Annotated in this window: 13 protein-coding genes and 1 pseudogene; 6 read left to right on the top strand and 8 right to left on the bottom strand. The window is 71.1% G+C overall.

Annotated elements, in window-relative coordinates; all coding sequences use genetic code 11:
- A pseudogene (locus ACW0Q9_RS22345) lies at positions 1-389 on the top strand (hypothetical protein); the annotation flags it as partial.
- A gap of 84 nt (positions 390-473) precedes the next feature.
- Here the strand turns inward: ACW0Q9_RS22345 and rplI are convergent.
- The 4 genes from rplI to rpsF form a co-directional block, all read right to left on the bottom strand.
- Positions 474-920 carry a 50S ribosomal protein L9 gene (gene rplI / locus ACW0Q9_RS22340; RefSeq protein WP_456184329.1) on the bottom strand — a complete coding sequence of 149 codons (447 nt, stop codon included), beginning with the start codon at positions 918-920 and terminating at the stop codon, positions 474-476.
- Positions 921-934: 14 nt separating this feature from the next.
- Positions 935-1,174 (bottom strand): 30S ribosomal protein S18, encoded by a 240-nt coding sequence (rpsR, locus tag ACW0Q9_RS22335; RefSeq protein WP_013289355.1) that lies wholly within the window; start codon positions 1,172-1,174, stop codon positions 935-937.
- Positions 1,175-1,215: 41 nt separating this feature from the next.
- Positions 1,216-1,743, bottom strand: coding sequence for a single-stranded DNA-binding protein (locus ACW0Q9_RS22330; protein WP_198940427.1), 528 nt, complete (start codon positions 1,741-1,743; stop codon positions 1,216-1,218).
- Between the two features lie 80 nt (positions 1,744-1,823).
- On the bottom strand, positions 1,824-2,114 hold the full coding sequence (gene rpsF, locus ACW0Q9_RS22325) for a 30S ribosomal protein S6 (protein ID WP_046563719.1): 291 nt from the start codon (positions 2,112-2,114) through the stop codon (positions 1,824-1,826).
- A 645-nt stretch (positions 2,115-2,759) separates the two neighbouring features.
- On the opposite strand from rpsF, the gene ACW0Q9_RS22320 reads away from it, so the two are divergent.
- Positions 2,760-3,542: a deoxyribonuclease IV gene (locus ACW0Q9_RS22320; protein ID WP_456184326.1), complete on the top strand. Its 783-nt coding sequence runs from the start codon at positions 2,760-2,762 to the stop codon at positions 3,540-3,542.
- Positions 3,539-5,725 (top strand): hypothetical protein, encoded by a 2,187-nt coding sequence (locus ACW0Q9_RS22315; protein ID WP_456184324.1) that lies wholly within the window; start codon positions 3,539-3,541, stop codon positions 5,723-5,725. Before ACW0Q9_RS22320 ends, ACW0Q9_RS22315 begins: the two co-directional genes overlap by 4 nt.
- A gap of 13 nt (positions 5,726-5,738) precedes the next feature.
- Here ACW0Q9_RS22315 and ACW0Q9_RS22310 read toward each other — a convergent pair whose 3' ends face one another.
- From ACW0Q9_RS22310 to ACW0Q9_RS22300, 3 genes are all read right to left on the bottom strand, one after another.
- The gene (locus tag ACW0Q9_RS22310) at positions 5,739-7,322 is read right to left on the bottom strand and encodes a glycosyltransferase family 87 protein (protein ID WP_456184322.1); all 1,584 of its coding nucleotides are present in this window, start codon (positions 7,320-7,322) and stop codon (positions 5,739-5,741) included.
- Between the two features lie 122 nt (positions 7,323-7,444).
- Positions 7,445-10,237, bottom strand: coding sequence for a transglycosylase domain-containing protein (locus ACW0Q9_RS22305; protein ID WP_456184320.1), 2,793 nt, complete (start codon positions 10,235-10,237; stop codon positions 7,445-7,447).
- Between the two features lie 194 nt (positions 10,238-10,431).
- A complete protein-coding gene (locus ACW0Q9_RS22300; RefSeq protein WP_456184319.1) occupies positions 10,432-10,878 on the bottom strand; it encodes a DUF5318 domain-containing protein in 447 nt (148 codons plus the stop codon).
- A gap of 174 nt (positions 10,879-11,052) precedes the next feature.
- Between ACW0Q9_RS22300 and ACW0Q9_RS22295 the strand changes: the two genes are divergently transcribed.
- Positions 11,053-11,691 (top strand): PadR family transcriptional regulator, encoded by a 639-nt coding sequence (locus tag ACW0Q9_RS22295; RefSeq protein ID WP_456184318.1) that lies wholly within the window; start codon positions 11,053-11,055, stop codon positions 11,689-11,691.
- A gap of 24 nt (positions 11,692-11,715) precedes the next feature.
- The gene (locus tag ACW0Q9_RS22290) at positions 11,716-12,795 is read left to right on the top strand and encodes an inositol-3-phosphate synthase (RefSeq protein ID WP_456184317.1); all 1,080 of its coding nucleotides are present in this window, start codon (positions 11,716-11,718) and stop codon (positions 12,793-12,795) included.
- 61 nt (positions 12,796-12,856) lie between these two features.
- On the opposite strand, the gene ACW0Q9_RS22285 is transcribed toward ACW0Q9_RS22290, so the two are convergent.
- Positions 12,857-13,336 carry a methylated-DNA--[protein]-cysteine S-methyltransferase gene (locus tag ACW0Q9_RS22285; RefSeq protein WP_456184316.1) on the bottom strand — a complete coding sequence of 160 codons (480 nt, stop codon included), beginning with the start codon at positions 13,334-13,336 and terminating at the stop codon, positions 12,857-12,859.
- Positions 13,337-13,406: 70 nt separating this feature from the next.
- On the opposite strand from ACW0Q9_RS22285, the gene ACW0Q9_RS22280 reads away from it, so the two are divergent.
- Positions 13,407-13,916, top strand: a complete 510-nt coding sequence (locus ACW0Q9_RS22280) for a SigE family RNA polymerase sigma factor (protein ID WP_456184314.1) — start codon at positions 13,407-13,409, stop codon at positions 13,914-13,916.
- The last annotated feature ends 128 nt before the right edge of the window (positions 13,917-14,044 follow it).

Here is a 14,044-nt window from a genome sequence, read left to right as displayed (position 1 = left end):
CGGGCAGCCGCCGGCTGGAGGACGACCTGCTCGACCCGGATCCGGGCGGGCCGCTGCGGCCGTTGGTCTACACGGCCGCGTGCTACCTGGTGCCGGCGTTGCTGCTCGTCGTCGGGCTGCTGTTCCTCGACGGGCAGCCCCCGGCGGGTTGCGTCACCGACATCACCGGGGGCGGTTGTGACTCGCCGCGGTCGCACGCCGTCGCCTCGTTGGTGGCGGGCGCGCCGCGGTTCGGGCTGGCGCTGCTGAGCAGTCTCGTGGTGGCGATGGTGCTGCGCGGGGTCGGCACGACCTGGCGGTCGGCGACGGTGGCGCTGGCGGCGGCCGTGGTGGGCGGCGGCCTCTCCACCGTGATCATCAGCGCGGTGACGGGCCAGCCGATCGGTTGACGCCACCACGGGCGTCCACTCCCACGAATGCGGAAGGGCCCGCACCGGATACCGGTGCGGGCCCTTCCGTCGTGCTGTCGGGTGTCAGCCCTTGACCACGTTCAGGTCGAACTTGGCGGTCACCTCGGGGTGCAGCCGGATGCTGACCGGGTAGGCGCCGAGCGACTTGATGTGGCTGGGCAGCACCAGCCGGCGACGGTCCAGGACCGGGCCGCCGGCCGCCTTGACGGCGTCGACGATCTCGGCCGGGGTGACCGAGCCGAAGAGCCGGCCGCCGTCGCCGGCGCGGGCCTTCAGGTTGACCTTCAGACCCTCGATCTGGGCCTTGACCTCGTTGGCGTGGTCGAGGTCGCGGATCTCGCGGGCCGCGCGGGCCCGCTGGATGACCGTGACCTGCTTCTCCGCGCCCTTGGTCCAGGCGATCGCGAAGCCCTGCGGCAGCAGGTAGTTACGGCCGTAGCCGTCCTTCACCTCGACGATGTCGCCCGGGGCACCGAGGCCGGACACCTCCTGAGTCAGGATGATCTTCATGTCGGTGCCTCCTCTCAGCGGGTCGTGGCCGTGTACGGCAGGAGCGCCATCTCGCGGGCGTTCTTGACCGCACGGGCGATCTGCCGCTGCTGCTGCGAGGTCACGCCGGTCACCCGCCGAGCGCGGATCTTGCCGCGGTCGGAGATGAACTTGCGCAGCAGCGCGGTGTCCTTGTAGTCGATGTAGGTGATCCCGTCCTTGTCGAGCGGGTTCACCTTCTTCTTCGGCTTGCGAAGTGCCGCAGCCTTGGCCATTGCTCTTGCTCCTGGTTTGCGATCGCGGGCGCTCGGCGCCATTAGAACGGGGGCTCCTCGTCGAAGTTTCCGCCGCCCGAACCACCGCGCGAGGGAGCCGGGGCAGCCGAGGCCCAGGGGTCGTCGAAGTTGCCTCCGCCGCCACCCTGGCCACCACCACCACCGAAGCCGCCACCGCCACCCGAGCGGGACATCTTCTGCACCTTCGCCGTGGCGTAGCGCAGCGACGGGCCGATCTCGTCGACCTCCAGCTCGATGACGGTGCGCTTCTCACCCTCACGCGTCTCGTACGACCGCTGACGCAGCCGGCCGGACACGATCACCCGGGCGCCGCGCTGCAGCGACTCGGCGACGTTCTCGGCGGCCTGCCGCCAGACCGTGCACGAGAGGAACAGCGGCTCGCCGTCCTTCCACTCGCCGGACGCCTTGTCCATGAAGCGGGGCGTCGAGGCGACCCGGAACTTGGCGACCGCCGCCCCGGAGGGGGTGAACCGCAACTCGGGGTCATCGGTCAGGTTGCCGATGACCGTGATGGTGGTGTCTCCTGCCATGACCATCTCCTCGCGCACTCATCTCTGTGCCCTACAGGCTCTCAGAGCCCTCCGACAGCGTCGATGAGGCTTGATCCGGACGTGCCGGGTCTAGATGCTCAGCGCATCTCCGGGCGGATGACCTTGGTGCGCAGCACCGACTCGTTGAGTCGGAGCTGACGGTCCAGCTCAGCCACGGCCTCCGGCGACGCCTGGAGGTCGATGACGGCGTAGATGCCCTCGGCCTTCTTGTTGATCTCGTACGCGAGGCGCCGGCGGCCCCACACGTCGGTCTTCTCCACCGAGCCACCCGCGGTCCGGATCACGTTCAGGTACGTGTCGAGCGACGGGGCGACGGTGCGCTCCTCGAGGCTGGGGTCGAGGATCACCATGACTTCGTAATGACGCAAGACGTGCTCACCTCCTATGGGCTAAGCGGCCACGGTCCTTCCGTGGCAGGAGGTCGTGCGTCGTGGCCCGTGACCGGTGCCGGGGGAACCCGGCCGGACGCGGACAACCGGACCAGGATACCCGGTCCGGACGATCATGCCGGGGCCGGTCGTCCACGGCGTCCGGGCGCGGCGACAGGGGCCCACCTCCGGCGTCGCGTGCCGGCGGTGGACCCCTGTCCGCAGGGCCGCGGGGCGTCCCGTCCGCATTCCTTGGGTGGGACCTGGGGAGGAACGACCACACCGATGAGGTTGGATCGAGGACGCCCCGCGGAGCTTTATCGTGTTGTCACCTGGTCTGACCATACAACGGCTCTCGTCACCTCTTGGGGGAAATGGAGGAATTCGCCCGGCTGGTTCTGCGACCAGCCGTCAGGTGTGACGAGTCGGATCCCGCCCCGTCGTGCCGGGCCGCACGGCGGGGCGTCCCGTTACCGGGGGCCTCCCCTTCACCCGCACGCGCTGTGGACCCGCGTACGGGCGGAGCGTCGACCATCGATCCCACCTCGGACAACGACCGCGGGGCCGGGTGGTGACGCGATCCGTACGCGGAACCCCCGCGTGCGGAAAGCCCGTGCGTCGGAGGCGCGACGTAGGCTGCCCTGCATGCGAATCGGAGCCCACGTCGATCCGACCGACCCGCTGGCCGAGGCGGCCGCCCGGGACGCCGAGGCGGTGCAGTTCTTCCTCGCCGATCCCCAGGGCTGGAAGGCCCCGAAGCCGCGGGAGGACGCCGAGCGCCTGCGGGCCGCCGACGTCGACCTCTACGTGCACGCGCCGTACGTGATCAACGTGGCCACGCTGAACAACCGGATCCGCATCCCCAGCCGCAAGCTGCTGCTCGGCCACGCCGCCGCCGCGGCGGCGGTCGGCGCCAAGGGGCTGATCGTGCACGGCGGCCACGTCAACGCCGGTGACGACCTCGCCGTCGGCTTCGACAACTGGCGGAAGACCTTTGCGTACGCGGCCGACTCCGGCGGCTTCCCGCTCCCGATCCTGATCGAGAACACCGCCGGCGGCGACAACGCGTGTGCCCGGCATCTCGACGCGCTGGCCCGGCTCTGGGACGCGCTCGGCGACTACGAGGTGGGCTTCTGCCTCGACACCTGCCACGCGTACGCCGGCGGTGAGGAGCTGCTGGGGCTTGTCGACCGGGTGAAGGCGATCACCGGCCGGATCGACCTGATCCACGCGAACAACTCCAAGGGCACGTTCAACTCGGGCCAGGACCGGCACGACAACCTCACCGGCGGCACCATCGATCCGGAGCTGGTGGTGGCGGTCATCCGGGCGGCGGGCGCGCCGGTGATCGTGGAAACCCCCGGCGGCGTCGACGGCCAGGCGGCCGACATCGCCTTCCTGCGCGGGCAGCTGGGCGCCGCGGCATGACCACCGAGCAGTCCGACGCGACCGGCGGCCGGGCCGACAGTGGCCCGGGGCCGGCCACCGGCGACCCCTCGCCGGACGCGACGCGGAAGGCCGCCACCGAGACCGGGAGCAAGGCCGACACCGACCAGGCCAGAACCAACGACACGGCCGCAACCGGCGGCAAGGCCGACACCGACGAGGCCGGGACCGACGGCAAGACCGAGACCGACGGCAAGGCCGAGACCGACGGCAAGACCGAGACCGACGGCAAGCCCAAGACCGACGGCAAGGCCGACACCGACGAGGCCGGGACCGACGGCAAGGCCGACACCGACGAGGCCGGGACCGACGGCAAGGCCGACACCGACGAGGCCGGGACCGACGGCAAGGCCAAGACCGACGGCAAGGCCAAGGCCGGCAAGGACGGGGAGAAGCCGGCCGACCCCTGGACCGCGTTCGGTCCCGCTCCCGAGCCGGTGCTCAGCCGGCGCCGCCGGGCGGTCCGCGCGGTGGGCCGGTTCCTGGTGCACGAGTGGACCCTGGCCGCCGTCGCCTCGCTGGCGCTGGCCGTGCTGATGACCTGGCCCACGCTGCGCTACCCGCGCTACACCCTGCCGCAGGACTACTGGGACCCGAGCCTCCAGGCCTGGCAGATGGCGTGGTCCGGGCACGCCCTGCTGACCGACCCGGGGCAGCTGTGGACCGCGAACACGTTCTTTCCGGAGCCGTGGAACTTCGCCTTCTCCGACACCCTGCTCGGCTACGCTCCGGCCGGCATGATCGGGGCCGGCCCCGAGGACGCCCTGCTGCGCTACAACATCATGTTCGTGCTGGCCCACGCGCTCGCCACGTTCGGGGCGTACGCGCTGGCGCGGCAGCTCGGCGCGGGCCGGATCGGCGGCGCGGTGGCCGGGGCGAGCTATGCCTACGCCCCGTGGCTGCTGGCGCAGGCCGGGCACCTGCACATCATCTCCAACGGCGGCATCCCCCTCGCGCTGGCCATGCTCGCCCGCGGTCACGGCTGGTCGCTGCGCCACGGCTACCGGCCGCGGCGCCGGCACGCCGGTTGGGCGTTCCTCGGCTGGCTCGTGGCGGCCTGGCAGCTCAGCCTCGGCTTCGGCATCGGGCTGCCGTTCGCGTACCTGCTGGTGGGGGTCGTGCTGGTCTCGGCGGTCGTCTGGTTCGCGCGGCGGCGCCGGGTGAAGCGCCCGTTCGGCCGGCAGTTGTTCCTCACCGACCTGCTCGGCGGGCTGCTCTTCGCCACGGTGGGCGCGCTGCTGGCCGTGCCGTACTTCACGGTGGCGGAGCTGCACCCGAACGCGGCGCGGACGCTGGGCGAGATCGGCCTCTACTCGCCGCCGGCGAGCGGGTTCTTCACCGCCCCGGCCGAGTCGCGCATCTGGGGTGAGCTGCACGAGGGGGCCCGGGCCGTGCTGCCCTGGCACCCGGAGATGACGTTGCTGCCGGGCTTCGTGCTCTACGCGCTCGCCGCCGGCGGGCTCTTCTTCTCGGTCTGGCGGGTCCGTCACCGGATCTTCCTGCTGGCCGGGGTGCTGGTGACGATGGCGCTGGCCATGGGCACCCGCTTCCTCGACGGCCGGTTCACCTACGTGCCGCTCTTCGAGCACCTGCCGGGCTGGAACGGGCTGCGCACGCCGGGCCGGATGATGCTGTGGACCACGCTCCTGCTCGGCCTGCTCGCGGCCGGCGCGGTCACCGCGTTCTGCGCCCGGGTCCGCGAACTCGCCGCCGAGCGGGTCCCGCCGTGGCCGGGCCCGTGGCTGCGGCTGGCCACCCTGGTGCCGCTGCTGCTGGTTGTCGTGGAGGGGTTGAACGTCACCCCGCACCCGGTGGTGCCGCGGCAGCCGGCCGTGATGCGCACCGTGGACGGTCCCCTGCTGGTGCTGCCGAGCAGCCAGAACCTGGACCAGCCGGTGATGCTCTGGTCGACCGACCGGTTCCAGCCGATGGTCAACGGCGGCAGCGGCTTCACCCCGCACTCCCAGGCCCAGGTGCGCGAGGCCACGGTCGGCTTCCCCGACTTCGGCAGCGTCGACTACCTGCGCAAGCTCGGCGTGAAGAACGTGGTGGTGCTCCGCGACCGGCTGGGCGGCACCCCGTGGGAAGGGATGCTCGACCGGCCGGTCGACGGGCTGGGCGTGACCCGGGAAGAGGTCGGCGACGCGGTCGTCTACCGGCTCTGACCCGGCTTCCCGGTCAGGCGGTGACCGGCTCGACGGGGCGATCGGCGGCGGGGCGGTGGCGCCAACGCTGGTACCAGGGCGCGTCCTCCGCGCCGTCGAGCACCCCGCCGTCCGGGTCGTCCGCGTAGGTGTCCCGGACCGGGTCGCGCTCGGGGCGCAGGATGTCCCGGATCACGAAGCCGCAGAGCACCGCCACGGTGATCAGGCGCAGGCTGGCGGCCAGCACGAAGACCCCTTCGGGGAAGACCGGACGGGTGGTGGCCGCGCCGAGCAGCTCCCCGTAGAAGGCGGCGAAGTAGCAGACCTCGGCGAACTGCCAGGCCAGGAAGGCGCCCCAGCGCGGCCGCGCGAGGACCGCGAGCGGGAGCAGCCAGAGCACGAACTGCTGGGACCAGACCTTGCTGAAGATCAGGAAGGCGGCCACCACCAGGAAGGCCAGCTGGGCGAGCCGGGGCCGGCGCGGGGCGAGCAGCGCCAGCGCGGCCACGCCGGCGCAGGCCAGCCCGAAGAGCAGGTACGACAGCCAGTTGAGGGCCGAGATGTGCGCGTTCAGCCACTCGAAGGGCCCGAGGTCGCCGGGCGCCGACGGGCTGATCCTGCCGTCGAGGTAGCGGCCGATGTACCAGAGCGTGCCCCAGTCGATCGGCCGGGTGGTGTTCAGCTCGAAGAAACGGTTCCAGCTCTCGGGGTAGGGAATCGCCACCGGCAGGTTCACCACCACCACGGTCAACGCGGCGGTGATGACGGACAGGACGGCGGGCAGGACCCGGCCCGCGCGGATCGCGAGCACCAGGATCGGCCCGAGGATGAACAGCGGCCACATCTTCGCCGCGCCCCCGAGCCCGAGCAGCACCCCGGCCAGGCCGGGCAGCAGGACACCCATCCGGCCGGGCCGGGCGCGCGCCCAGGCGAGCAGCCCGAACGCGGCCAACCCGACGGCGAGCAGGTCCCAGTTGACGGTGGCGGTGAGCACCAGGGCCGGCGAGAGCGCGAAGAGGGCCGCGTCCCACGGTCGTCGGCGGCGCAGGCTCAGGATCACCGCGACGGTGGCGACGGCGAGGGCGCTGAGCACCAGCGCGTTGAGGTTGTAGAACCACTGCCCCTGGTTGATGCCCGGGTTGTCCACGCCGAGGGCGTGCACCGGCAGCCCGATCGCACCCATGAAGTAGCCGGTGAGCACCGGGTACTCCACCGGGTGGTCGGCGTAGGGGACCTTGCCCTCGTTGAGCCCTTCGGCGTAGTAGAGGGCCAGGACGTCCGTGTAGCACATCCGGGTGTACTGGACGTTGTTCTGCCAGGCGCCGTCCTGGCAGGGGGACTTCTGCACCCAGTGCAGGGCCAGCGTCAGGCAGACCAGGGCCAGCACGATCCGGGCAGCGGTCCAGAACCTGCCCTCCCGGCCGGCGGGCCGGTCCAGGGCGACGGCGTGGTCACCCAGCGGGCCGCCGATCAGCTCGGCCGCGCCGCGGACGAAGCCATCCGAGCGGGACGGGTGGTCCACGACGGCTCCAGGTCGTGGCGCGGCCTCGTCCGCGCCGAGCCGGGACTGCCGATCTGACCCGTTCTCGTCGATGCCTGCCGTCGACTGGGTGCTCATGGAGAGGCATCCTGCCGTACGCCGGGCCCCGCCGTCGCGCCTCACGCGGAGAAATTCCGGTACGCGGAACGCCGACGGCGGCCGGACCAGGTGGTCCGGCCGCCGTCGTCAGGCCGTGGACGTCAATACGTCTGACGGGTGGGTGGTGTGCTCGGTAGCAGGCCGCCACCACCGCCGCCGCCACCGCCGTTGCCCGGTCCCGGCGGGAGGCCCGGCCCCGTGTTGCCGCCTCCGTCGTTGCCGCCGCCGCCGTTGTTGCCACCCTGGCAGAACAGGCCCAGCGGGTCGCAGGGCTGCTGACCCGGCAGCGGCACCTCCGGCGGCGGCATCTCGCCGTTGCCGGCGTCGTCCTTGCCGACGTGCGCGGCCGGCGGGAAGTCTTCCTTGTCCTTGCCCTTGAGCGCGTCGTTCATGAAGCGCTGGAAGATGGCACCGGGCATCTTGGCGCCACTGATCTTGTTGCCGTTCTTGTCCTCGATCGCCTTGCGGTCACCCTTGTTGCCGACCCACACGGCGGTGGCGAGCTGCGGCGTGTAGCCGATCATCCAGGCGTCACCGTTGGCCAACGGGTCCTTCGGGTCGCCGAGCTCCCAGGTGCCGGTCTTCTCGGCGGCCTTGCGGCCCTCGTCGAGCCGGCGGTTCACCTGACCCGGGTACTGCTCCAGCACCGAGGTGACGTCCGCGACGATGTCCTTCTCGATGCGTCGCTGCGGCTTGAGCTTCTCCCCGCCGACCGTGTCCCACTTGCCGGTGTCCGGGTTCTGCTTCTGCACCAGCTTCACGAAGTGCGCCTTGTTGTAGACGCCTTGGTTGGCGAAGGTGGCCACCCCGTTGGCATGGTCGAGCACCGTGATCGGGTACTGGCCGTAGCCGATCACGTGGAAGAACGGCGACGGGGCCAGGTCCTTCGGGTCCGCCCTGGTGAGGTCGTGCGCCTTGGCCGGGTTGGTATCGGTCTGCCACATCGTGGTGACGCCGGCCTGCTTGGCCATGTCGAGCACCTTGTCCGGGCCGATCTGCTCGGTGATGTAGTAGAACGGCACGTTCAGCGACTTGAGCGTCGACAGTTCGAGGGTGCACGAGTCGCCGCAGGAGACCTTGTCGGCGCCGGCGTTGCTGACCTTGAACTTCGTGTCCTTCGGGGTGAACGCCGAGCCCTTCCACCGCGACTTGATCGAGATGCCGGCCTTGAGCGCCGCCGCCAGGGTGTAGATCTTGAAACTCGAACCCGGTGAGTGGCCTCCGGAGAGCACTCCGTTGTCCATGTTCTTGCCGGCGTAGTCGGTGCCGGTGCCGTTGTCCCCGCCGTAGTAGGCGCGCACCGCACCGGTCTTCGGCTCGATCGCCACCACGGCGGCCATCAGATTCTTCGGCTGCCCGTAGAGCTCGGAGCCCTTCTTGGCCCGTTGGGCGGCGTCGAGCGCCGCCTCCTGCATCTTCCTGTCGATGGTGGTGGTGATCTTGTAGCCGCCCCGGCTCAACGCCTTCGAGCAGAGCGGCGTGGCGTCGGTCACCTCGGCCTCGTTGTCGGTGCAGAGCTTCATCTCGCGCAGCTCCTGCGAGACGTAGTTGACGATGTTGCCGTACGGGGTGTCGATGCCGAAGCCGCCACCGTTGTTCTTCGAGGGCTTCTGGAGCGTCTTGGTCGGGTACTCCGTGGGGTGCGCCGGCATGTTCGGGGCGTCGAGCCACTTCTCGGTGATCATGCCGTTGATGACGTAGTTCCACCGGTCCAGCGCGGCCTGCGGGTTGATCGCCGGGTCGTAGCCCTTGTGGCCCGTACTCGTGTCAGGTTCGGGTTGCTTGATCAGCGCGGCCAGCACGGCGGCCTCCGCCACGGTCACATCCTTGACGTCCTTGGCGAAGTACGTCCGCGCCGCCGCCTGGATGCCGTACGCGCCGCGGCCGAAGTAGATCACGTTCAGGTAGTGCTGCATGATCGTCGGCTTGTCGTACCGGTCGTTCAGCTTGGAGGCGAGGATCGCCTCCTTCACCTTGCGGCCGTACGTGTCCTGGTCCAGGTTGTCGAACGCGTTGCGGGCGTACTGCTGGGTGATCGTCGAGGCGCCCTGCTTGTCGCCGCCGCTGATGTTGTTCCACGCGGCCCGGGCGATGCCCTTGTAGTCCACACCGGAGTGCCGGTAGAAGTTCCGGTCCTCGGCCGCGGCGACCGCGTGCTGGACGTGCTCCGGGATCTGGCCGATGGTCACGAGCTGCCGGTTCTGGTCGCCGATCCTGGCGATGGGCGTCTTGCCGGTCTTGTCGTAGATGGTCGTCGACAGCGGCGGGATGGTGTCCTCGGGAAGCAGCACCTTCTGCGAGTACCAGGTGAAGCCGACCACGCCCATGCCGGCGAGCATGATGAAGACGGCGAACCCGGCGATCATCATGTTGATGCGCCGGCGCTTCTTCGCCCGGGCCGGATCCCCACCTCGACCACCCCGACCGGGTCCGGTCGGGCCGCCCGGCCCACCGGGTCCGCCGGGGCCACCACCGGCCATGCCGGGCACCCCGGCGCGAGCCACCGCGGCCCGGCCACCCACGGCCGCCGTGCCGACGCTCGCCGCGCCGACCGAGGCACGCCCGGCGGGACCGGCCGGGGACACCGGCACGGAGGCCCGCCCGGCGCCGGCCCGGCCCGAGACGCCCGGCGCCGGCGAGACCGGCACCGAGGCCCGTCCCGGCCCGGCCCGGCCGTCGGAGGCCGAGCCCGCGGCGCCACGGGGTGCCGGGGCCGCGCCACCGACCGAGGCCCGACCACCCGACGCGGAGCCGCGTGGTGTCACCGAGGCCCGGGCCGACGCAGCGCCCTCCGAGCCGGAGGACCAGCCGTTCCCGTGCGGACTCCCGGGGTCGCCGTTCGGGCCCGGGATCTGGGCCCGCCCACGCGAAGAACTGGGATCGCCGTAGTTCATTCCTCACACCCTGCCGGTCGCGGTGGGGCGCGGGCGCGCCGCCACCGGGTTGCCGTGAGCTGGAACACGAGACGCTACACCCCGGGCGTGCCGGGGCGCAGGCGTCAAATCCGACCTATTCGGACCAATCAGACCTAGCAGCTGTCGACCGTCCCGCCCTGCGATCGGGCCGGGATCGATCGGGACAGCCGGGTTCACCGTTGCGCCTCTCGCCTTCGCCGGGGGGTGGAGCCGCTCGCCGGCTCCTGCTCCGCCACGTCCTCCGTGCCGCCGGCCAGCCCGTCCCGGCCGAGCAGGAACTGCTCGACGAGATGGTTCCAGTCGCAGCCGGGGCACACCTCCACCACGAACACCTGGAACTCACGCAGGGTCATGGCCAGGACGGGCAGCTCCGCCCGGGTACGCGCCTGGCCGGCCGACTGCTTGAGTTCGTCGCCATAAATGTAGTGGACGTGGATGAGGTTCTCGCTGCGGCAGATCGGGCAGCGCTCGTCGGTGGGCTCGCCGTGGAAGCGAGCAGCGTTCTTCAGGTACGGCGAGGCGTCGCAGACGTCGTACGTGCCGATCCGCCCGGCGAGGAGTTCACGCAGCACCGCTCGCTTCTGGAGCGAGTAGTCGACGACCTGGCGCTGCGTACGCATGCGGGAAAGGGTACGCGGTCCGGCAGGGCGAGGCGACCATCGTCACGATCCGTGACGACAGGACCTCGTAATCGGGGGTTTGCCCTGATCATGCGTCTCCGCTAACGTGCGATGTATCGGTCCGATACATCGCGGCGGTTACCGCTCCGCGCCGGGGGTAAGAAGGGATGGCCCGTGCTCGAACTCGCCATCCTCGGCCTCCTGCAGGAGGCTCCGATGCACGGCTACGAGCTGCGCAAGGAGTTGACCGCCAAGCTCGGCGCGATCCGGGCGGCGATCAGCTACGGCTCGCTCTACCCGACGCTGCGCCGGCTGCAGGCGGCGGGATGGATCACCGAAGCCGCCGAGACACCCGCGACCGCCGAGGAGGTTCCCGCGCTGACCAGCCGACGCGGTCGGGTGGTCTACACCATTACCGCGGAGGGCAAGGAACGCTTCGCCCAGCTCATAGCGCAGGCAGGGCCCGAGACGTACGACGACACGGGCTTCGGCGTGCACTTCGCGTTCTTCGCCCGGACCGACCAGGCCACCCGGCTCCGGATCCTGGAAGGTCGTCGCCGGAAGATCGAGGAGCGTCGCGAAGGCCTTCGTGACGTGCTCGGCCGGGCAGCCGAGCGGCTCGACGCGTACACCCTGGAACTGCAACGCCACGGGCTCGACGCCTGTGAGCGCGAGGTCCGCTGGCTGGAGGAGCTCATCGCCAACGAGCGCTCCGGCCGGGCCCCGACGGTCCCCCAACCCGGGACGGCCGGCGGCCGAGGAGAAAACGACAGCCCGCCCCCGCCTGGAGAGTCCAGGACGAAGCGGCCGTGATGAAAGAAGAAGGAGGCAGACGTTATGGGCTCCGTCCGCGTCGCCATCGTCGGTGTGGGTAACTGCGCCTCGTCCCTCGTGCAGGGCGTGGAGTACTACCGGAACGCCGACCCGAACGACCGCGTCCCGGGTCTCATGCACGTCACCTTCGGCGACTACCACGTCTCCGACGTGAAGTTCGTCGCGGCGTTCGACGTGGACGCCAAGAAGGTGGGCATGGACCTCGCCGAGGCCATCGTGGCCAGCGAAAACAACACCATCAAGCTGTGCGACGTGCCGCCGACCGGCGTCACCGTGCAGCGCGGCCCGACCTTCGACGGTCTCGGCCAGTACTACCGCGAGATCATCGAGGAGTCGGACGCCGAGCCGGTCGACGTGGCCCAGGCGCTGCGCGACGCGCAGGTCGACGTGGTCGTCTCCTACCTGCCGGTGGGTTCCGAGCAGGCCGACAAGTTCTACGCCCAGGCCGCGATCGACGCCGGTTGCGCGTTCGTGAACGCCCTGCCGGTCTTCATCGCCTCCGACCCGGAGTGGGCGAAGAAGTTCGAGGATGCGGGCCTGCCGATCGTCGGTGACGACATCAAGAGCCAGGTCGGCGCCACCATCGTGCACCGCGCCCTGGCGAAGCTCTTCGAGGACCGCGGGGTCGAGCTGCTGCGCACCTACCAGCTCAACTTCGGCGGCAACATGGACTTCATGAACATGCTGGAGCGCAACCGCCTGGTCTCGAAGAAGATCTCGAAGACCCAGTCGGTGACCTCGCAGATCCCGCACGAGATGCAGAAGAGCGACGTGCACATCGGCCCGTCCGACCACGTGCCGTGGCTGGACGACCGGAAGTGGGCGTACATCCGCCTGGAGGGCCGCTCCTTCGGTGACACCCCGCTCAACGCCGAGCTCAAGCTCGAGGTGTGGGACTCGCCGAACTCGGCCGGTGTCATCATCGACGCCGTCCGGGCCGCGAAGATCGCGCTGGACCGGAAGATCGGTGGCCCGATCCTCTCCGCCTCCTCGTACTTCATGAAGTCCCCGCCGGTGCAGTACGCCGACCACGACGCGCACGCCGCCGTCGAGGCGTTCATCGCCGGCGAGGTCGAGCGCTGACGCGCTGATCGACGGAAGGAAGGCCGGGTCCGCGCGGACCCGGCCTTCCTTCTCGCGTACGTCAGGACCAGGCGCGCCGCAGCGCCACGCCGGCTTCCAGCTCCAGCAGGGTCACCTTGCGGGGCAGCCCGCCACCGAAACCGACCAGCTTGCCGCCCGCCCCGACGATCCGGTGGCAGGGCACGAGCACCGGGACCGGGTTGCGGTTGCACGCCACCCCGACCGCCCGGGCCGCCCCGGGGTCGCCGACCGTCTTCGCCACCTCGCCGTAGGTCTTCGTCTCCCCGTACGGGATGCGGGTCATCTCCCGCCACACCGCCCGCTCGAACTCCGAGCCGCGCGGCGCCACCACCGGCACGCTGAACGCGGTCAGCTCACCGGCGAAGTACGCCCGCAGCTCGGCCACGGCCAACCGGGCGACGTCGTCGCCGGGCTCGTCGGTCGCCGACGCCACCCGGCCGAAGTGCGCCCCGCGGACGGCCTCCCCGTCGGTGCCGACGGAGAATTCCCCGATCGGCGAGTCGAGCATGGTCCAACGCATGTCACCCATTGTCCCGCGCGATGAGGCAAAGTTCCTCCCGCCCCGGGCGTCTGAGCTACGGAGGTGGGCGGTGGCTGAGGTCGACGGGGAGTTCACCGCGTTCGTCAACGAACGGGGAGCGGTCCTGCTGCGCGTCGCGTACGCGCTGGCGGGAAACCAGCATGCGGCGGAGGACCTGCTCCAGAACGCGCTGGCGAAGGCGTACGCGCGCTGGCCCCGGATCCGCGGCGACGCGGAACCGTACGTGAAACGGATCCTCTACCACGACCAGGTCTCCGGCTGGCGGCGCCGGGCGCGGCGTCCCGAGGTGCCGCTGGCGGAGCTGCCGGAGCGGGCGGCGGCCGGCGAGGACAGCGACCTGCGGCTGCTGCTGCGGGACGCGCTGCGCGCGCTGCCGCCCCGGCAGCGGGCCGTGCTGACCCTGCGGTACCTGGAGGACCTGAGCGTCGAGCAGACCGCGGCGCTGCTCGGCTGCCGGACCGGCACGGTGGCCAGCCAGAGCGCCAAGGCGCTGGCCCGGCTCCGCCAGCTGGTGCCGGGGCTGGACGAGCGGACCAGTCGAGCGGAGGTGACCCGATGAGCACGTCGCTGGACGAGACCCTCCGGGCGGCCGTACGCGAACTCGCGGACGGTGCCGGCCCGGCCCCGGACCTGGCCGCCCGGGCGCTCGGCCGGGGTCGCCGGCTGCGCCGCCGGCGGCGGGTGACG

The sequence above is a fragment of the Micromonospora sp. I033 genome (genome assembly GCF_053890995.1).
This window is presented reverse-complemented; position numbering and strand designations above follow the sequence as displayed.

What these genes read in the sequence shown, in the direction of transcription:
- rplI (WP_456184329.1), bottom strand. Translation starts at nt 920, where the DNA reads ATGAAGATCATCCTGACTCAGGAGGTGTCCGGCCTCGGTGCCCCGGGC.
- rpsR (WP_013289355.1), bottom strand. Translation starts at nt 1,174, where the DNA reads ATGGCCAAGGCTGCGGCACTTCGCAAGCCGAAGAAGAAGGTGAACCCG.
- ACW0Q9_RS22320 (WP_456184326.1), top strand. Translation starts at nt 2,760, where the DNA reads ATGCGAATCGGAGCCCACGTCGATCCGACCGACCCGCTGGCCGAGGCG.
- ACW0Q9_RS22315 (WP_456184324.1), top strand. Translation starts at nt 3,539, where the DNA reads ATGACCACCGAGCAGTCCGACGCGACCGGCGGCCGGGCCGACAGTGGC.
- ACW0Q9_RS22310 (WP_456184322.1), bottom strand. Translation starts at nt 7,322, where the DNA reads ATGAGCACCCAGTCGACGGCAGGCATCGACGAGAACGGGTCAGATCGG.
- ACW0Q9_RS22305 (WP_456184320.1), bottom strand. Translation starts at nt 10,237, where the DNA reads ATGAACTACGGCGATCCCAGTTCTTCGCGTGGGCGGGCCCAGATCCCG.
- ACW0Q9_RS22300 (WP_456184319.1), bottom strand. Translation starts at nt 10,878, where the DNA reads ATGCGTACGCAGCGCCAGGTCGTCGACTACTCGCTCCAGAAGCGAGCG.
- ACW0Q9_RS22290 (WP_456184317.1), top strand. Translation starts at nt 11,716, where the DNA reads ATGGGCTCCGTCCGCGTCGCCATCGTCGGTGTGGGTAACTGCGCCTCG.
- ACW0Q9_RS22285 (WP_456184316.1), bottom strand. Translation starts at nt 13,336, where the DNA reads ATGCGTTGGACCATGCTCGACTCGCCGATCGGGGAATTCTCCGTCGGC.